Source organism: Bacteroides sp. A1C1 (assembly GCF_004328515.1).
Lineage (GTDB): Bacteria > Bacteroidota > Bacteroidia > Bacteroidales > Bacteroidaceae > Bacteroides > Bacteroides uniformis.
This window is the reverse complement of the sequence record NZ_CP036491.1, coordinates 334,880-355,219: the sequence shown is the minus strand read 5'-3', so window position 1 is coordinate 355,219 and position 20,340 is coordinate 334,880. Positions and strand designations below refer to the sequence as shown.

Below are 20,340 nucleotides of genomic sequence, written 5' to 3'. Positions count from 1 at the left end.
AACCCGATGGTTGATGAACAAAACGTTTGCAGGGAAGTTTAGTATATGTAGATTGCGGTTACACACCGATTGGTTGATGTGAATGAGAGTCGTTTCATTCGTAGTTGTTCGTTTGTGAGTGTGTGTTTTCCGCAATTTGCTTTTTTAAATTTCTTCCCCCCTCTTTTTTATTCTTTAATTTTTAATTGTTCTCCATCCACCAGTCTATCAGCCTTCTTGCTATACTCAGCTTTCGTGGTATTTCGGGCAGGTTGTCTTTGGAATAGAAGGCGGCAGCGGTCAGCTCATCTTCCTGCAGTTTTATCTCTCCGCTTTCGTAGTCGGCAATGAAACCCACCATCAATCCGCTGGGGTAGGGCCAGGGCTGGTTGCTGAAGTAGGTGATGTTCTTTACCTTCAGCCCCGTTTCCTCAAAAACTTCCCGTTCCACACATTCTTCCAGTGTTTCGCCGGCTTCGAGGAAACCTGCCACCAGTCCGTAGAAGGTCCCGCGGAAATTGCGTGCATGCACCAGCAGGATTTCGTTTCCTTTGCGTATTAGTACGATGATGGCGGTGGAAACGGGAGGGTACATCTCATTGCCGCAGTTGGGACACTTCTTCATGATGGGGGTCTGGTGCTCCATGGCGGTGCCACACACGGGGCAGAAGCGGCTGTGCTCGTCCCAATAGAGTATCTGGAAGGCCTTTCCTGCGGAACGGTATTCGTCCGGGGTGATGTAGTCGTACGATGCGCGCAGGCCTATCATTACCCATTCGTCGCTCTCGGTCACAGGCTGTTTCAGGGCAAATGCACGTACTTGCTTGCCGTTGGGGGGGAACACTTCGTGTATATTACTTCCGGCTTCCGGTGTCAGAGGAGGCTCTATACTGACGGGTACGCTGTATTTTATTTCTCCTTTGTCTGTATATCCTTTTTTCAGTAGCAGTTGGTCTTTGAAGAAGACGAACCACTGAGTGCAGGGTTGGGGTTCTGTTGATTTTTCCATTGTTTGTTGTTTTATTATTTGGGGGGATGAACACGAAAATACCAAGGCACAGAGATTCTTTTCAAAGAGATAAAGCATTAATTTCTATGTCTTTGTGTCTCTGTGTTCGCCCCCCCTAAATTTCGTTTGCTGTGTCTTTTTCTTGCCGCACATAGACCGTTGACCTTCCCATTCCGCGGCGGCGCAGGAACCCTTGCCGGATGAATTTGTTCAGCTCGTCTATGGCGGCATGTCTGGTTAGTCCGCTCAATTGGATGTATTCGTTCTTGTTGATGCATACATTCTGCTTGAGGAACAGTTCCAGTTCGGCTTTTCTTGTTTCTTCGGTGGTCTCTACTACTTTTTTCGATTTCTTGGTAGTGGAGTGTACACGTTCCAACGTCATTTTCTTCTTGATGTTGTTGCGGAACGTGCTGCTGATGCGCAGGTGTACGTTTTGGAATTGGACGGATTCGGAGCGGATTTTCTTTTTCTCGTCGTCGGTTTCGCGCAAGCATTTCAGTGAAGTGCTGAAGAATCCGAGTTCTCCCAGCTCCACGATGTTTCCGTTGGCAAGGAGGTCGCACAACTCGTCAATGCAGGCATCCAATGCTGCCCCTATCACATTCTTGGGCAGATGTTGGAAAGTTGCGATATGTTCCACAAACTCCTTTTGGGTATAAGTCCTTTTCGGGCAGATACGTGCGTGGAGTGATTTCTTGTCTTCTTTCCCGTCGGGCGAAGGCGTTTCGTAAAGGTCGTAATACGCGCTCATAAGATATTTATTTTTGTTTATAGCGATAAACAGTTCTCGTCGCTTCGGGGAATTATTTTTGTCGCTAAGCGGATTAATTTTCTTCTTCCTAAAAACTAATCGTCCGATAACTGTTGCATTATCGTCCAACAGTTGTTTAATTATCGTCCGACAGCTGTCGGACGAAACGGAAATGGGTATGTGACGATTATTTCTTAGTGAACAAAGGTATAAAATATAGTGATACGAAGAGTAGTGTTTGGGGAGGAAAGTTTTAGTTTTCGGCAAAAGGGGGATATTGGAAATGATAATTAGTTTTTGGAAATAAAAAATCCCCCGTTAAGGACGAGGGAACCTAATGTTTTCACAACGGAATAATCCTTATTGTGACTTGCTTCATTTTAGTATGACAAATGTATAAAATAAATATGGAAATACAATGCTTATATTGAAAAAAAAAATACCTTTGAAGAAAATATTCAAAATATAATACTATGAGAACGATACTTGGATTGGATTTGGGAACCAATAGTATAGGATGGGCTGTAATAAACTCTGTAATTAAAGAACAGACCGAGAAAATTTGGATAGAAATGGCTGGCAGTAGAATAATTCCGATGGATGCTGCTATCTTGGGAGACTTTGACAAAGGGAATTCTATATCACAGACAGCTGAAAGAACCCGTTTTAGAGGGGTGCGTCGATTGAGAGAGCGACAATTACTACGCCGTGAACGGTTGCATAAAGTTTTGAAGATTCTTGGCTTCCTGCCGGAACACTATTTAAAAGGAATAGATTTTGAAAAGCATACGGGTAAATTCTTGTCAGGCAGCGAACCGAAATTGCCATGGGTAAAGGATAGATGGGGAAAATACTCTTTTTTATTTCAGACAGCGTTTAATGAAATGTTGGCGGATTTTGCAAAGCACCAACCTTCATTGGTTTTTGATGGTAAAAAAATCCCTTATGACTGGACAGTTTATTATCTCCGTAAGAAAGCTTTGACAGAAATGATAAGTAAAGAAGAACTGGCATGGATTCTTTTGAACTTTAATCAGAAACGTGGTTATTATCAGCTTAGAGGAGAAGAGGAGGAAGACAATGCAGGAAAATCTGTTGAATTTTATGCATTGAAAGTCTTGTCGGTGGAAGCGACTGATGAAAAGAAAGGCCGGGATATATGGTATAATGTACATCTGGAGAATGGATGGGTATATCGTAGAAGCAGTAATGTCCCATTGGACTGGGAAGGACGGGTAAAAGAGTTTATTGTCACTACTGACTTAAATCCGGACGGTACTCCAAAGCTTGATAAGTATGGTGAGGTGAAGCGTTCTTTCAGAGCGCCTAAAGAGGATGATTGGATGTTAATAAAGAAAAGGACCGAAGCGGACATTGCCGGTACTCATAAAACGATTGGGAGTTATATATATGATGCTTTGTTGCAGGAGCCACAACAAAAGATAATAGGAAAATTGGTGAAAACAGTAGAACGAAAGTTTTACAAGGAGGAACTGAACTTGATTTTGCAGAAGCAATGTGCTTTTCATGCAGAATTGCAGGATAGAGATTTATACATGAGGTGTATTGAAGCGTTGTATCCGGGTAATGAAGTGCAACGGAGAAATATAGCTAACCGGGACTTTATCTATTTGTTAATAGATGATGTCTTGTTTTATCAAAGGCCGTTGAAAACCAAAAAGTCATTGATAGCTAATTGCCCTTATGAGGAAAATGAATATGTAAACCGCAAAACAGGTGAAATCAAAACAGCTCCGTTAAAGTGTATAGCCAAGTCACATCCTCTTTTTCAGGAATTCCGTTTATGGCATTTCCTTTCCAATATTCGGGTATATCAAAAGGAAAGGGAAGTAAATGGAACTTTATATTTGGATGTGGATGTGACAACGGAGTTTTTGAAAACAGAAGATGATTATGTGGCTCTATTTGATTGGCTGAACTCTCGAAAGGAAATAGATCAGAAAGCTTTTCTGAGATATCCTGCGTTTGGACTGAAAAAGGAAATAAATAATTATCGTTGGAATTATGTCGAGGATAAGTTCTACCCATGTAATGAGACGAGACATGCGATTCTTTCCCGTTTGGAAAAGGCCGGTATTGGTATTGACTTTTTATCTGATGAAAAAGAAACAGCCTTGTGGCATATCTTATATTCTGTAAGTGACAAGCAGGAAATAGAGAAAGCATTGGCGACTTTTGCGGTTAAGAACGGATTGAATGAATCCTTTGTGGAAGTGTTCAAGAAGTTTCCTCCTTTCAAGTCTGAATATGGCGCTTATTCTGCCAAGGCGATAAAGAAGTTGTTGCCTTTGATGAGGTGCGGAAAGTATTGGGATATGTCGTTGATTGATGGTACAACCAAGGAAAGAATAGAAAGGATAATAGCAGGTGAGTGTGATGAGAGTATAGGTGCCAAGGTTAGAGAAAAGGCGATGAACTTGTCGGATATATCTTGTTTTAAGAGGCTTCCGTTGTGGTTGGCTTGTTATGTAGTGTATAATCGTCATTCCGAAGATAAAGAAATAACCAAATGGGAAACCCCTGCTGATATTGATGCTTATCTGGCTGCTTTTAAGCAACATTCACTACGAAATCCTATCGTAGAACAAGTGATAACCGAGACATTGAGAGTTGTCAGGGATATTTGGAAACAGGTTGGGAAAATTGATGAAATCCATATTGAGTTAGGACGCGAGATGAAAAATCCTGCGGACAAGCGAAAAAGAATGACTACTCAGATTCTGGAGAATGAAAATGCCAATTTACGTATAAAGGCATTGCTTGCTGAATTTGTGAATCCGGAATATGGGGTAGAGAATGTCCGTCCCTATTCACCAAGTCAACAAGAAATATTGCGGATTTATGAGGATGCAGTTTTAAAGGGGGAAGAACAGATTCCGGAAGATATAGATGTGATATTGAAAAAATTCAATACCAGTAAATTACCGACGAAATCAGAATTCTTGCGTTATAAATTATGGCTGGAACAGAAATATCGTTCACCTTATACCGGTGAGCTGATACCTTTGGCTAAATTATTTACTGCTGCGTATGAGATAGAACATGTTATACCTCAATCCCGCTATTTTGATGATTCATTCTCTAACAAAGTGATATGTGAATCTGCTGTGAACAAGTTGAAAGATAATCAACTGGGATATGAGTTTATCAAGAATCATCATGGACAGAAAGTGGAAGTGGGTTTTGGAAAGACAGTAGAAATCTTTTCTGTGGATAGTTACGAACGTTTTGTAAAAGAACAATATGCAAAATCGGGCATAAAAATGAAGAAATTGTTGATGGATGATATTCCCGAGCAATTTATTGAACGCCAATTAAACGATAGCCGGTATATCAGTAAGGTTGTCAAAGGACTTTTGTCGAATATCGTTCGTGAAAAGAATGATAGCGGTGAATATGAACCGGAGGCTGTTTCAAAAAACATATTAGTTTGTACAGGAAACGTGACGGACAGGCTGAAAAAGGATTGGGGCATGAATGACGTCTGGAATAGTATTGTAAGTCCTCGTTTTGAACGTTTAAATGCTTTGACCGAAACCCAGTGTTTTGGACATTGGGAGAATAAAGACGGAAAAAAAGTTTTTCAAACAGCAGTGCCCCTTGAATATCAGAAAGGATTCAGTAAGAAGCGTATAGACCATCGGCATCATGCTATGGATGCAATAGTAATAGCTTGTGCTACACGGAATCATGTAAACTATCTGAATAATGAGTCTGCAAGCCGGAATGCGAAAATTTCCCGTTATGATTTGCAGAGACTGTTGTGTGATAAGAGTAGGGGGGATGGTAATGGTAATTATAGATGGATTATAAAGAAACCATGGACTACTTTTACGCAAGATGCAAGGGAAGCGTTGAGTGGGATAATAGTTAGCTTGAAACAGAATTTGCGTATAATAAATAAAACAACCAATATCTATCAACATTTTGATGCAAATGGGACTCGTGTTTATGAGAAACAGAAAATCGGTGATAGTTGGGCTATCCGTAAACCGATGCACAAAGATACGGTTTTTGGAGCGGTAAATTTAAGAAAGGTAAAGGTGGTACGCCTATCTGTCGCTTTGGATACTCCTTCTATGATTGTTGACAAAAGAGTAAAAAATAAGGTTCTTGAATTGTTATCATATAAGTATGATAAGAAGAAAATTGAAAAATATTTCAAAGAGAATGCTTTCTTGTGGAAAGAGCTGGATATAGCCAAAGTCGCTGTTTATTATTTTACGGAAAATACTACTGAACCTTTAGTTGCAGTACGTAAATCATTGGACTCAACTTTCAATGAGAAGAAGATAGCATCGGTGACGGATACTGGCATACAGAAAATACTCCTGAATCATCTGAAATCGAAAGAAGGAAAGGCGGAGTTGGCTTTTTCTGCAGAAGGTATAGAAGAAATGAACCGTAATCTTTTACAACTGAATGATGGTAAAGGACATCAGCCTATATATAAGGTGAGGGTGTATGAACCGCGTGGAAATAAATTTAAAGTCGGTGTACTTGGCAATAAAGGTGCCAAATGGGTGGAAGCTGCTAAAGGTACTAACTTGTTCTTTGCTATTTACATAACAGAAGATGGAAACAGAACGTATGAGACTATTCCTTTAAATTGGGTTATAGAGCGTGAGAAACAAGGGCTTGTTCCTGTACCGGACAGAAATGAAAAGGGAGATAAATTATTGTTTTGGCTGTCTCCTAATGATTTGGTATATCTGCCAACCGAAGAAGAGCGGGATTTTGGTAGGATAAATGAACCGATAGATAGGGGGAGGATTTATAAGATGGTTTCATCTTCTGGTAATCAATGCTTTTTTATACCTCAAAGTATATCAAATGCTATTATTTCCACTAAAGAATTAGGTTCTAATAATAAAGCAGAAAAATCATGGGATGGTGAAATGATAAAGAATATTTGTATTCCAGTAAAAGTTGATAGGTTAGGCCGTATTATAGAAGTTAAGTATAGAGTAAATGAATAATATAAAGTTGTTTCAAGAGAAAAAGATCCGTTCCGTATGGAACGAGGAAGAACAGCAATGGTATTTCTCTGTTGTAGATGTAGTTGGTGTATTGACTGATAGTGTGAATCCTACGGATTATCTGAAGAAGATGCGAAAACGGGATGAAGAACTGGCTACTTACCTGGGGACAACTTGTCCCCAGGTAGAAATGGTGACAGATACAGGAAAAAAACGAAAAACGTTGGCGGCAAATGTGCAGGCTTTATTCCGCATCATCCAATCTATTCCTTCTCCTAAAGCTGAACCTTTCAAGCTTTGGTTAGCACAAGTAGGTTATGAGCGTGTACAGGAAATAGAAAATCCGGAATTGGCTCAAGAGCGCATGAAAGAACTATATGAGCAAAAAGGTTATCCAAAAGATTGGATTGACAAACGTTTGAGAGGAATCGCCATTCGTCAGAATTTGACGGATGAATGGAAAGAAAGGGGAATCACGGAAAAAAGTGATTATGCCATTCTTACGGCAGAAATATCTAGAGCAACGTTTGGATTGACTCCTTCGGATTATAAAATATATAAGGGGCTGACGAAGAAAAATCAGAATCTTCGTGACCACATGTCTGATTTGGAGTTGATATTTACAATGCTTGGAGAACGTGTCACAACGGAAATTTCTCAGAAAGAAAAACCAGATACATTTACTAAAAGTAAGCAAGTAGCACAACGTGGAGGAAATGTAGCCGGAGTAGCACGTGAACAAGCTGAAAAAGAGTTGGGTAGAAGTGTTGTTTCTCCTGAAAATTTTCTGTTGGATTCTGATAAACAGAATGATACTTTAGAGCTTCCTTTTCTTGAAAATGATGAATGAATAACTTGTAAAGTCTATATGCTATGATTAAGAAAACACTTTATTTTGGGAATCCGGTCTATTTGTCTTTAAAAAATGCCCAGTTGGTGATTAAATTGCCGGAGGTGGTGAAGAACAGTGCTTTACCCGAAGGGTTCAAACGAATGTCCGAAGTGACTAAGCCAATAGAAGATATTGGAGTAGTGGTGTTGGACAATAAGCAGATAACCATTACTTCGGGAGTATTGGAAGCTTTGCTTGAGAATAATTGTGCAGTCATAACCTGCGATTCTAAAAGTATGCCGGTTGGTTTAATGCTTCCTTTGTATGGGAATACTACACAAAATGAAAGGTTTCGTCATCAACTTGGTGCGTCTCTACCATTGATGAAACAACTTTGGCAGCAAACAATAAAAGCCAAAATAGAGAATCAGACGGTAGTATTGCATGAATGTGCTGGAGAAGAAATAAAGTGTATGAAGGTGTGGGCTGCAGATGTAAAGAGTGGAGATTCTGATAATTTGGAGGCTCGTGCAGCTGCTTATTATTGGAAGAATTTGTTTAAAATAGAAGGCTTTACAAGGGATAGAGAAGGTATTCCTCCTAATAATTTGTTAAATTATGGGTATGCTATTTTGAGGGCAGTTGTTGCTCGTGCTTTGGTGACAAGTGGGCTTCTACCTACTTTGGGAATACATCATCATAATCGTTATAATGCTTATTGTCTGGCAGATGATATAATGGAACCTTATCGCCCTTATGTGGATAGGTTGGTATATGATATATTCAAGGAAGCAGAACCGAATTGTGTTGAATTGACGAGAGAATTGAAAGCGAGGTTACTGACAATTCCTACATTAGAGACTGTTATTTCGGGAAAACGTAGTCCGTTGATGGTAGCTGTTGGGCAGACTACGGCTTCTCTGTATAAATGTTTCAGTGGTGAGTTGCGTAAAATATCCTATCCAGAGATGTGATGGACCGGTTTAGTGAATATCGCATTATGTGGGTATTAGTGTTGTTTGATTTGCCTACCGAAACCAAGAAGGATAAAAAGGCGTATGCGGAATTTAGAAAAAATCTGCAAAAGGATGGATTTACGATGTTCCAGTTCTCTATATATGTTCGTCATTGTGCGAGTTGTGAGAATGCGGAGGTACATATAAAAAGAGTTAAATCTTTCTTACCGGACTATGGAAGTGTCGGAATTATGTGCATTACGGACAAGCAATTTGGAAATATAGCACTTTTTTATGGGAAAAAGACTGTGGATGTGAATATGCCTGGACAACAATTAGAATTATTCTAAAAAAATCCCGCGCAATGGCGGGATTTTTTTAGAAGCAGCATTCTTTTTTTATATTCTAATACTATGTGTAATCGTTTGAATATTAGATTGTTACTTGTAATCAGCTGTTTCCAATGGTTCAAAGATACTAAAATGAGAGCAAATCACAACTGACTCGTTGTCAGAATCCTCGCACAGTTGCTGTTTCCAATGGTTCAAAGATACTAAAATGAGAGCAAATCACAACCAGTTACTATCTGCTGCGTTTACAGCGCCGCTGTTTCCAATGGTTCAAAGATACTAAAATGAGAGCAAATCACAACGCGTTAATCTTCCTCAATCTCTTTCCAATAGCTGTTTCCAATGGTTCAAAGATACTAAAATGAGAGCAAATCACAACGGAGTAACGGCTTCGATGACTGTATATGCGCTGTTTCCAATGGTTCAAAGATACTAAAATGAGAGCAAATCACAACAACATGCTCGGTTATATTCTCCGTATGCCGCTGTTTCCAATGGTTCAAAGATACTAAAATGAGAGCAAATCACAACCGATGCACTTCAAATCCCTTGTTCCTCGATGCTGTTTCCAATGGTTCAAAGATACTAAAATGAGAGCAAATCACAACAATGGTGATAACCAACACACCGTCCTCTACGCTGTTTCCAATGGTTCAAAGATACTAAAATGAGAGCAAATCACAACCAGATGGGGGGTCAAGGCTATAGAGCACGAGCTGTTTCCAATGGTTCAAAGATACTAAAATGAGAGCAAATCACAACTATAATTTGTTTTGCTGTAACACGTGCAAAGCTGTTTCCAATGGTTCAAAGATACTAAAATGAGAGCAAATCACAACTATCCGCGCCCTTATCCATCTTACCGAACTGCTGTTTCCAATGGTTCAAAGATACTAAAATGAGAGCAAATCACAACTGGTACGAACCTATCGCCCAAACAGAAGACGCTGTTTCCAATGGTTCAAAGATACTAAATCTTAATAAGACTCTCTCTGATTTCCCTACTATTTTGTATCTTTACACACTTTTCTTTATACATGAGTACTGACTATAAATAAATCATATTGTGGAAATAACCCAACGCATTCGTCTCCTCCTTTCCGAAATGAACCGGGGAGTATACGAAAAAGAAACTGAAATAAACCTCTCCCTGCTGGCAGCTCTGGCAGGCGAGAGCATTCTGCTCCTGGGACCTCCGGGAGTAGCCAAGTCAATGGTAGCCAGGCGGCTAAAGTCGGCTTTTACAGATGCCCGTGCCTTTGAATACCTGATGTCCCGCTTCTCTACGCCCGACGAGATATTCGGCCCTGTCAGCATTAGCCGACTGAAAGAATCCGACAAGTAAGAACGTGCCATCGACGGCTATCTGCCCACAGCCGATGTCGTGTTTCTGGACGAAATATGGAAAGCAGGCCCTGCCATACAGAACACTCTGCTGACCGTCATCAACGAGAAACTTTTCCGCAACGGCGACAAGGAACTGCATCTCCCCCTCAAACTGCTCGTAGCTGCCAGCAACGAACTGCCTGCCCAAGGCGAGGGACTGGAAGCCCTATGGGACCGCTTCCTCATCCGCATTCTCTGCACCTGCGTCAAGCAGGAAGAGTCTTTCTACAAAATGCTGCTGGACGATTCTGCTGACCATCCGGAAACGACTGCCTGCGAATGGCAAATCTCCGACCGCGAGTATGCCGAATGGCAAGCAGAGATACGCCGCGTAACCTTGCCTCTCGATGTTCTTTCCTGCATCACAGCCATTCGCCACGGACTGACAAGCGTAGAGATGCAAGACTCCGACCTGCGCCGCAATGTCTATGTCAGCGATCGCCGCTGGAAGAACATCGTGAAGCTGCTCAAGACCTCCGCCTTCGTCCACGGCCGCACGGAAGTCTCCATGACCGACTTGCTTCCCGTCTACCACTGCCTATGGAGTGAGCCTGATGAGAGCGTTGCCATCCGTGACATTGTTATCCGTGCCTTATTCGTGTCCCACACAAAACAGATTGCCGGTATCGCCTCCTCGCTGAAATCCGATTTGAAAGTCAGCCGTGTGCGCGAAGCCCTCGACAAAGCCCGCCTTGCCGGCGACCGTAGGGACGATGACCTGCAGATAACGGACCACTTCTACTACCAGGTGGAGAAACATGGTACGGGCAACACCTACATCTTTATCGTGGACTACAAAAATCTGAAGGAGTATAGCACCAAAGATGCCCCCACCTTGGGTATAATGTATGCCGACCCCCTCAATCCCAAGCGTACAATCATCCGTGCCTTTGCCGACACCGGCGCCGTGAAAGAGGAAGGCACCGAACGCGTCACCCTCTACCGCGACGACAAGCATCTCTACATCAACGGTGTGTGCTTCCCCATGCGGCGTCTGCAACGGGGCGAGGAGCAACAACTCTGGCTGGGAAACCTCTCCGTCACCGACCGTGATTACGAGACGGAACTGGATACCGCCGCCACCAGCATAGACCGGCTGGTAAGAGATTTGTCCGCCAACCTTTTCGTCTCCGAAGAGGATAAAAAGAGCGTAGCTCAATACGTCTCCATCGTCCGCAAGGAGATAGCCTGGGCGCGTGTGGACATGCGCAAACTGAGATATGGAGACGAATAATCCTCCAGTAACCAAGAAGAAGATGAACACCACCGCCACCCGATATGACACCGCCTTCTATGTGCAGGCACTGGACCGTTTTGTAGCCACCGGAGAGTGTGCTGAGACGGATACCGAGCCCTTGTATGCCTATCTGCTCTCCGTGATGAACGACTCCATGGTCAAGGTGCAGGTGCTGGGCAATGAGGTCTGTGCACGTATCTTTTACGACACCATGATTCAGTTTATCCACTTGAATTTGGAGAAGGAGAGGTACAACCTCCGGAAAAGCCAGTCGGAACGAAATGAGATGAAACTCGTGCTGGAGTGGTCCATGGCAAAGCGGAAAGACGGCTGGCAAGCCTTGCTTCAGCAGATTTCCGACAAATACCGGGAGTACGGCTTCGACTCCCGCTTCTATCGCAGCCACTTCGGTACCGAAGGAGGATATGCGGACGATGAAGTCTGGGAGAAAATGGTGGACGACTGGGAAGACGCCTTCCAGCTGAAGATGCACGAAGAAAAGGAGAAAGAGATTGCTTTCCGCAAAGATGCCCTCGAGCGCAGGCTCCGTTCCAATCTGAAAGACATCCCCGAGTACATCCGCCAGAACCGCGTGGATAAGGACGAATTCTTCCAGACCTGGGGCATGATGAGCGGCTTGTGGAATACCGTCGACTTTGAGCGTATACGGAAAATCGTGCGCATCCAGCGCTCTTGCCCCGAGATAGTGAAAGTGGCCCACAAGATGGGGCGTATGGCAGACAACGAAGGACGTGAGCAAATCCGCGTTGCCGAGGGAAGCGTCTACAAAATGGAGCACTCCTCCAAATGTGACATCCTGGGCATCAGCACCGGCAACGACCTCAATGCTCTGCTTCCCATTGAGCTTGCCCATTCCGCCGACAGTGAACTGGAAGATTTGTTCGTCTACAAATACCTTACTCGCAAGCTCCAGACCTTCCGTTATAAATCGGAAATCATGCAGCCTGCCCGGCGCATCGAAACCAAGCCCGCCCGTCCCAAAGGTCCGATGATTGTCTGTCTGGACACCTCGGGAAGCATGGCTGGCAAGCCGGAGAAGATTGCCCACTCTCTGCTGATAAAGCTCCTGGAGATAGCCGACCGTCAACGGCGGAACTGCTTTCTGATAGCCTTTTCCGTCTCCATCCATCCGATTGATGTAAGGAAAGAGCGGGCAAGGCTGCTCGAATTCTTCTCAAAGACAGCTTGCGGGGATACAGATGCCACCCGCATGCTGGAAGCCACGTTCCGCCTGCTCAAAGAAGGCAAGGAGTATATGAATGCCGATGTACTTTGGGTCAGCGACTTCAAGATTCCTCACTCTTCACCTGCCCTTATGGAGGAGATTCGCCGTTACCGGGAAGCCGGTACACACTTCTATGGCCTGCAGATTGGCATCACGGAAAACGAGTGGGCACCTTTCTTCGACCGCATCTATCGGGCGGAGTATATCCCTTCGCGACAGTATTAAAAATTGATGTTTACACCTCCCATCACCGTGGCTTTCGGCATGGGGAAGCCTGCATTGATTTCATAGCGTTGTGCCAGCAGGTTTTCACCCTTGACAAAGACGTCGGCAAAACTGCACAGACGGTAGTTGGCACGCAGGTTCCAGAGTACGAAGCTTTCCTGCTTCTCCTTGCCCGGGGTGACCGAGGTATGGAGTCCCTTCACGTATTGTATACCGGTAGACAAGCTCCAGCGTCTTTGTGTAAAGTCCGTACCGGCATAGAGTTTGTGTTCGGGAGCCGCCAGTACCGGATTCTCCATGTGCAGCCAGCTATAATTGGCATTCATCTGCCAGTGTCGGTTGATGCGGTAGCCAAGGTTGGTTTCCACGCCCCAGTTCTCTATCTCTCCGGAGTTGACGTTCTTGCGCAGGGCAGGGTCTGTCATGATGATGTTGTCCCCGTTGATGTAGTAGAGGTTCACCCCATAGGACATGGCCCCTCCCAAAAGCTGCCCCGTAAAGGAGAGTTCATAGTTCATCAGGCTCTCCGCTTTCAAATCGGGGTTCTGTGGAGGGAACATGTACATCTCCCGGATGGTGGGGTTACGGAATCCTTTGCTCACCATTGCTTTCAGTTCCGCCTGCCGGGGCAGATGGAAAGCCAGTCCCCCTTGGGGAATCCATTCCGTGCCTACGTGCGAATGGTGGTCTATGCGGACACCGGCGTCCAGTGAAAGCCAGCTGTTGATGTCCTGCCTGAAATCCACATAGCCTGCAAATTCATCCATCTGCTTGTCCACACCGGGGATGCGGTCACCAATCTGCTGTCCGGGTTTTGCCTCGTCGATGGCGACAACCTTGTTCCAGGACTCTCCGCCGAAGTGCTGGTAATCGAAACCTACGGTCAGGCGGTTGCCGGTGAAGAGCGTGGCGCTTTGATACCACGATATGCCCAGCATCCGGTCCTTGGAGTTGAAGTGCGACTTCTGGGGCTCTCCTCCGGGATGGTAGCCGTCATTAATCCTGTGCCGGCCCCAGTTGTAGAAGAAGCTCACGGCGCCGGAAGTGCGGTCGTAACGATTTTCCAGTGCGAAGGAGGTCATGCCGCGTGTGATGCGCGAGTCGTTGTCTATATACGGATTGTCGGCTTCGCCGGGATTGGAGGCGTTGAAGCGGGTGATGTTCACGTCGCCCCACAGCTTCCAGGTGTCGCTGAAGTCGTATCCCAGTTTGGCATAGCCGCCATACTGCTCAAATTCCATGTCGTCACGGTGTCCGTCGGTACGGTTGTACGAGCCGGTCACCACGCTGCTGAAACGCCCTTTCCTCACGCGGTTGGAGACTTCCGTCTGCAGGGTATTGTAGGAACCGTATCCTATCTGCGCATTGGTTTTCACCCCGTCCTCCTGCATCTTGCGGGTGACGATGTTGATAACCCCGCCCATTGCATTGGACCCATAGAGGACGGAGGCGGGACCGCGCAGCACTTCCACCCGTTCGGCCATCATGCTCTGGTAGGCGTCGGCGATGGGATGCCCCATCAGGCCCATGTATTGCGGATGTCCGTCTATCAGCACCAGCAGGCTGGTCGTAGGTCCTCCGGCTGCGTTTACTCCGGCGCCTATACCGCGCAGGCTCATGCCTCCTGCGGCTCCCGTGGATACGCCGTAGCCCATGATGCCGCGGCTTGTGGTGAAAAGTCCGGGCACCTGCTCGGTCAGTGTAGGCAGGATGGAGGGCTGGTAGGTCTGTTCCAGTTGCTGGCGGCCCACTACGGAGATGGTCATTGGCAGGTGGCGGATGTCTGTTTCATTTCTTGTCCCGGTCACTACGACTTCATCAAGCTTGTAGCTTTTCAGCCGGAGGCTGTCGGCAGGTGCGGACAGCATGCTCCCTGGCAGAGCAATACTTATTAAAATAGCCGTTAAAATCTTTTTATTCATCGTTTATCTATGGTTCTTTCTGCAAAGTTATACAAAAAGATGAATCTGTATATGATTGGTAATCCTCGAAATGAAAACGGATGTGGAAGATAACTCCGTTAAAGGGTTTCCTGCTTCAGCGCTTCCACAAATCGGTCTATCTCCTGCAGTTTCGCCGGGATGTCGATGCCTTGCGGACAGTGTGGGTTGCATTGGCCACAACCGGTGCAGCGGTTGGCTTGGCGGAGACGGGGAACACTGCGGTCATAGCCTATCAGGAAGGCGCGGCGTGCCTCGCGGTAATTCTCGTCCTGGCTGTTCTGCGGCACGTTGCCCTCGTTGATGCAGCGGTTGTAGTGCAGCAGGATGGCTGGAATATCCAGTCCATAGGGGCACGGCATACAGTATTTGCAGTCGTTGCACGGCACGGTGGGGTATTGCAGCATTCGCTGGGCGGTATCTTCCAGTAGGGTAAACTCCTCTTCCGTACATGGAACAAGCGGGGAGAAGGTACGCAGGTTGTCTTGCAGATGCTCCATGTACGTCATTCCGCTTAGTACGGTCAGCACATCGGGGAAAGTACCTGCGAATCGGAAGGCCCAGGAAGCCACGCTCTCCTGCGGGCGGCGTTGTTTCAGATGTGCCATCAAGTGGTCGTTCAGGCGGGATAGGCGTCCGCCCAGCAACGGCTCCATGATAACGGCGGGAATGTTGCGCTTCACCAGCTCGGCATATAGGTATTCGGCATCCGTGTTGCGGGTATTCACTTCTTTGGCATGCCGCCAGTCTACGTAGTTCAGTTGGATTTGTACGAAGTCCCATTTCAGTTCGTCGTGGCGGGAGAGCAGGTAGTCAAAGACTTCGATGTCTCCATGATAGGAGAATCCGAGGTTGCGGATGCGTCCGGCTTCACGCTCTTTCAGCAGGAAGTCCAGCATGCCGTTGTCCAGATAGCGGGAGCGGAGGGCTTCCATGCCGCCCATGCCGATGCCGTGCAACAAGAGGTAGTCGATGTAGTCCACTTGCAGGTCGCGGAAGGAGCGGTGATACATGGCAAGGGACTCTTCGCGGCTGTGCGTGCTGGGACTGAAGTTGGACAGCTTTGTGGCAAGGAAGAATTTCTCCCGTGGATGGCGTTTCAAGGCAATGCCCGTGGCGCGCTCCGACAGACCTTGCACATAGGCGGGGGAGGTGTCGAAATAGTTCACTCCGTGGGCAATGGCATAGTCTATCAGGTCGTTCACGGCTTCCTGGTCTATTTCGTCTCCATTCCCGTCGGTGCGTTTGCGGGTGGGCCATCGCATGCATCCGTATCCTAGCAGGGAAACCCGGTCGCCCGTGTTGGGATTGGTACGGTAGGTCATCTTGTCGGTTGGTATCTCGCCCAGCGCGGCCGATTCGCTCTCCCCGTTGTTCTTGTTGCCCGAACAGCCGTACAGGGCTGCTGCCGAGGCAAGCGTTCCTGCACCGGCGAGCTTGAAGAAATCGCGGCGGTTTATCTTGTTCTTGTCTTCTTTCATTGTGATAGGACTGAAATTATAAATGGATATTTGGGTGATAAAGCTGCTTTAGACAGTTCTGTGCATCACATGGCCTTCCACATAAATGGCACTGAACGGACGCGACGGACAAAGGTTCTCGCATGCTCCGCATCCGGTGCAGCGTTCGGCGTTGACTACCGGTATCTTGATGGAGGCTTCGTCTTCCGGGTCTGAAGGAACCATCTGTATGGCACCGGCCGGACAATGGCGGGCACAGTTCCCACATTCCATCTTGTCTGTAATGCAGATGCAATTCTCCTTAATCCATACGGCATGACCGATTTGGATGGCCGATTTCTCGGCGAGGTTCGTCAGATGGATGGCATCGGTAGGACACACCTCCGCACACTTGGCGCATTCGGGGCGGCAGTAACCGCGTTCGTAAGACATTTCCGGCTGCATCAGTTTTGTCAAGTCCGAAGAAGGACGGAGCACTTGGTTGGGGCATACCGATACGCAGAGCTGGCAGGCTGTGCAGTGTTGTGCAAAGTGGCGGGCGCTCAGTGAGCCCGGAGGAGTGATGGGAGTGGCGCGCTCGGGGATTTTTTTGTCCTCGATGACAGCCAGTCCACCGTCCACTTTCTTCTCTTGTGCCTTGAGGGCTGCCGTAGCAGCAAACACGGCGGTTGTAGAGAGAAATGCGCGGCGGGCGTCGTTTACCTGCTCCGGTGCCACGGAGGTTTCCTGAGAGACTGCAGCGGAGGCCGGCTTGCGGCGTGTGTAAGTGATGGCACCTTTCCTGCACTTGTTGATACAGTCCATACATGCCACGCAACGGCTGTAATCTATTTCGTGTGCCTTGATGTTGATGCACGATGCCTTGCAGTTACGGGCACAAAGTCCACAACTGTTGCACTTCTTTGTGTCAATTACCGGTTTCAGCAAGGAATACTTCGAGAGGAAGCCAAGCACTGTACCTACCGGACAGATGGTGTTACAATAGGTACGTCCGCCTCGCCATGCCAGCACGATGAGGACCACCAGAGTGACCGTGGCAATCAGCAGGGTAGGGAGACTCTTCATCCATACATCCGTTTCATAGAAGGCATAGCTGTCAGCACGTTCGGCCAGGTAGGCCAGTCCGTTGTTTGCCCATTGGTAGAGCGGGGAGAAAAGGCTGGAAACGATGCGCCCGTATGAGCTGTAAGGGGCCAGTAGCACGACAAAAGAGTTCAGTCCGTCGATAATGGCAAGTACGAATACTCCCAGCACACCGTAGCGTAGCCATTTCAGTACAGGCGAATAGCGGAAACGGTTCTTCTTCCGTTTGGCGGAGAGCCAGGAAACAATATCCTGGAATACTCCTAACGGGCAGATGACGGAGCAGTAGATGCGTCCGAATACCAAGGTCAGCACTGCAAGAAACAGTACTACACCGATGTTCAGTGCCAGCACGGCCGGCAGGAATTGTATTTTCGCCATCCATCCGAACCAGGCATGCAGTGTTCCCGTGAAGTCGAGGAACAACAGCGTGATGAATGCGAAGAAGATGACGGCAAGGGTCAGTCTGATGGTACGTAGCATAAATGTTTAGTATTCGTTCTTTATACTTTTTTCCCCATCTCGTAGGCTTCGTGCATGGAAGGCTTGTCGTTTATCTCGCCTACCTTCCAGGCACCCACGCCATAAATGGTGCCGCATTCTTTGGGCTCTTCCAGGCAGTCGAGGAAGCCACGGAAACCATCAATGGTACGTTCCATCATGGGGACACTTTCTTCGGCGGCGGCGATGATGAAGTAGAACTCCTTGTTCTTTATTTCAAGGTAGCGTGCACAACAACGGTCAATCAGTGTCTTCATCTGCGCGCTCATGGTGTAGAAGTATACGGGAGTTGCCATGACGATGACGTCGGCGGCAATCATCTTTTCCACCACTTCGGCGGCATCGTCCTTTTGCGGGCAGGGTTTGCCGTACATGCTGCATATGCTGCATCCCGTGCAGTAGTTGATGTGCTTGTCTTTCAGGAAAATCTTTTCTACTTGATGTCCGGCTTCTGCGGCACCGCGCATGAATTCGTTGCACAAGAGGTCGGAGTTTCCATTCCTGCGGGGACTGGAGGAGAGGATTAATACTTTTTTGCTCATATTCGTTGTTCGTTAGTTAGTAAATGATTACGTGCTACAAAAATAGGCCGGTTTTATGAGAACAGCAGTATACAAATTACGGTTGTTGTTACCTAAATTACTGATTCATTCCAAAAGTATCTCCCGTTCGATGCCGGTGTCTTTCAGAAATTCCCGGTCGTGGCTGATGGCAATTACGGTGCCGGCGTAGTTGCGTATCGTTGCCGTTATTATTTCTATGCTCTCGATGTCCAGATTGTTGGTGGGTTCGTCCAAAATGAACATGTCCGGGGTGTTGTCGGCAATCATCAGGCAGCAGAAGGAAAGACGCATCTTTTCGCCGCCACTCAGTTTGCTGCACGGCTTGTTCCACACGTCGCGGGGAAAGAGATAGCGGTTGAGGATGGTTTTCACTTCATGTTCCGGCAGGTGGCGGTGGTTGAAGGCTTCTGCTTGTTGGAGTACGCTGCGCTCATTACGGACGAGGGAGTATTCCTGGTCCAGATAGACGGAGGTGAAGCCGGCACGCTCCATCACTCCGTCGGTGGGGTGCAATTCGCCCATGATGAGTTTCAGCAGGGTTGTTTTTCCACTGCCGTTTTTTCCTTTCAAGCTGAGGCGGTCGCCGCTTCTTAGCTGGAAGGTGAGAGGAGAAGCCCAGAGGCTCTTTGCAGTCGTCTCCGTGTGGGGTGTTTCTGCGGGGGAGGCTGTATGGTTGGGATAATGGAAGTTGATGTCCCTTGCCGTAACCAGAATCTTGCCCGTATGCAGATGGGAGGCGTTGAAGTCTGTTTTCAGCTTGTCCGTCTGCGACAGTGAACTTTTGATACCTGCCATTTCCGTCTGCAGCTTTTCCGCTTTCTCCGCATGTATGCTGATGAGTCTGCTACTACTGTTTTCCGCATTGTTTTTCAGTCCTCCCATTAGGATGCGGGGAATCCCTTTTTTGATGGAGGCTTTTTCTCCCCGCACATTCTGTTTGGCTTTGCGCTCTTCTACTTCGCGTGCCACTTTGCGGGCAAGGCGCAGGGCTTTCTGTTTCTCTTCCAGTTGTTGGGTAAGGGCGTTCTGTTGCAGGGTCTTTTGTTCTTTGTAGAAGTCGTAGTTTCCGCTGTAATACGTCAAACCCTGGGAGGAGAGTTCGCAGATGGCAGGCAGCAGATTCAGTAGCGTGCGGTCGTGGCTGATGACGAGTACGGTGGCCGATGTTCGTCGTAGCAGGTTATGCAGACGTTCCCGTCCGTCCGCGTCCAGATGGTTGGTCGGTTCGTCCAGCAGGATGGCTGTCGGGTTGTGCAGCTCCATGCCTGCCAGGAAGATGCGGGTCTTTTCGCCGCCGCTTAGTCCTTCCATCGGGCGGGAAAGCGGGATGCCGCCCAGTCCCCAACTGTCGAGGGCGGCTTGGGCGCGCTCTTCCACGGTCCAGTCATCGTTGAGCGTATTGAAATGTGCTTCGGCAGCGTCACCGCTCAGGATGGCATGTAGGGCGGACAGCTTGTGGCTGATTCCCAAAGCTTGTGCTATCGTTTGCCGGTCGTATTGTCCGAAGTGCTGGGGCACGTAGTACAGATGTTCGGGGCGTAGCACCGTTCCCGAACTTGGAGACAAGTCTCCTGCCAAAATACGCATGAGGGTAGACTTGCCGCAACCGTTATTTCCGGTCAGGGCTATTTTATCTCCGGAGTTGATACTCAAGTGGATGTGTGAAAACAAGATTTCTTTATCCGTATGGATATAGCTAAGGTCTTTAATGATAAAGCTCATAAGTTTCTACTGTGTTTTTAGAAGTAAGAATGATAGGGGAGATGCAAGCATTCCCCGAAATTGAAATTCTCGAAGGGGAGAGGTACAGACAAACACA

Annotated in this window: 12 protein-coding genes, 1 pseudogene and 1 CRISPR repeat array; of the genes and pseudogenes, 6 read left to right on the top strand and 7 right to left on the bottom strand. The window is 47.0% G+C overall.

From position 1 onward, the window contains the following. Positions 1 to 181: 181 nt before the first annotated feature. The gene (gene nudC / locus EYA81_RS01510; protein ID WP_131225297.1) at positions 182 to 988 is read right to left on the bottom strand and encodes an NAD(+) diphosphatase; all 807 of its coding nucleotides are present in this window, start codon (positions 986 to 988) and stop codon (positions 182 to 184) included. 115 nt (positions 989 to 1,103) lie between these two features. Continuing rightward, entirely contained in the window at positions 1,104 to 1,742 is a 639-nt protein-coding gene (locus tag EYA81_RS01505; protein WP_131225296.1) for an HU family DNA-binding protein, read from the bottom strand. A 473-nt stretch (positions 1,743 to 2,215) separates the two neighbouring features. Here EYA81_RS01505 and cas9 point away from each other — a divergent pair, with 473 nt between their 5' ends. The 6 genes and pseudogenes from cas9 to EYA81_RS01475 all read left to right on the top strand — a co-directional run bounded on the left by cas9 (position 2,216) and on the right by EYA81_RS01475 (position 12,974). Then, positions 2,216 to 6,742 (top strand): type II CRISPR RNA-guided endonuclease Cas9, encoded by a 4,527-nt coding sequence (gene cas9, locus EYA81_RS01500; RefSeq protein WP_131225295.1) that lies wholly within the window; start codon positions 2,216 to 2,218, stop codon positions 6,740 to 6,742. Next, entirely contained in the window at positions 6,735 to 7,592 is an 858-nt protein-coding gene (locus EYA81_RS01495) for a BRO family protein (RefSeq protein WP_005832239.1), read from the top strand. The genes cas9 and EYA81_RS01495 overlap by 8 nt, the downstream gene beginning before the upstream one ends. Before the next feature lie 23 nt (positions 7,593 to 7,615). After that, positions 7,616 to 8,548: a type II CRISPR-associated endonuclease Cas1 gene (gene cas1 / locus EYA81_RS01490; protein WP_005832238.1), complete on the top strand. Its 933-nt coding sequence runs from the start codon at positions 7,616 to 7,618 to the stop codon at positions 8,546 to 8,548. After that, positions 8,548 to 8,880: a CRISPR-associated endonuclease Cas2 gene (gene cas2, locus EYA81_RS01485; protein ID WP_131225294.1), complete on the top strand. Its 333-nt coding sequence runs from the start codon at positions 8,548 to 8,550 to the stop codon at positions 8,878 to 8,880. Before cas1 ends, cas2 begins: the two co-directional genes overlap by 1 nt. Before the next feature lie 103 nt (positions 8,881 to 8,983). Next, positions 8,984 to 9,796: direct repeats of the CRISPR family, unit length 47 nt; unit sequence GCTGTTTCCAATGGTTCAAAGATACTAAAATGAGAGCAAATCACAAC. A 150-nt stretch (positions 9,797 to 9,946) separates the two neighbouring features. Then, positions 9,947 to 11,500: pseudogene (locus EYA81_RS01480) on the top strand (AAA family ATPase). Positions 11,501 to 11,522: 22 nt separating this feature from the next. Beyond that, entirely contained in the window at positions 11,523 to 12,974 is a 1,452-nt protein-coding gene (locus tag EYA81_RS01475) for a hypothetical protein (RefSeq protein ID WP_131226406.1), read from the top strand. Here EYA81_RS01475 and EYA81_RS01470 read toward each other — a convergent pair. From EYA81_RS01470 to EYA81_RS01450, 5 genes are all read right to left on the bottom strand, one after another. Continuing rightward, positions 12,971 to 14,842: a TonB-dependent receptor gene (locus tag EYA81_RS01470; RefSeq protein WP_370293439.1), complete on the bottom strand. Its 1,872-nt coding sequence runs from the start codon at positions 14,840 to 14,842 to the stop codon at positions 12,971 to 12,973. The genes EYA81_RS01475 and EYA81_RS01470 overlap by 4 nt on opposite strands. 152 nt (positions 14,843 to 14,994) lie before the next feature. Next, positions 14,995 to 16,395 (bottom strand): aldo/keto reductase, encoded by a 1,401-nt coding sequence (locus tag EYA81_RS01465; RefSeq protein WP_118132373.1) that lies wholly within the window; start codon positions 16,393 to 16,395, stop codon positions 14,995 to 14,997. Between the two features lie 48 nt (positions 16,396 to 16,443). Then, positions 16,444 to 17,940 (bottom strand): 4Fe-4S binding protein, encoded by a 1,497-nt coding sequence (locus tag EYA81_RS01460; protein ID WP_131225293.1) that lies wholly within the window; start codon positions 17,938 to 17,940, stop codon positions 16,444 to 16,446. A 20-nt stretch (positions 17,941 to 17,960) separates the two neighbouring features. Then, complete coding sequence (locus EYA81_RS01455) at positions 17,961 to 18,500, bottom strand: flavodoxin family protein (RefSeq protein WP_131225292.1); 540 nt, start codon at positions 18,498 to 18,500, stop codon at positions 17,961 to 17,963. 105 nt (positions 18,501 to 18,605) lie between these two features. Further along, the gene (locus EYA81_RS01450; RefSeq protein WP_131225291.1) at positions 18,606 to 20,243 is read right to left on the bottom strand and encodes an ABC-F family ATP-binding cassette domain-containing protein; all 1,638 of its coding nucleotides are present in this window, start codon (positions 20,241 to 20,243) and stop codon (positions 18,606 to 18,608) included. Between the last annotated feature and the right edge of the window lie 97 nt (positions 20,244 to 20,340).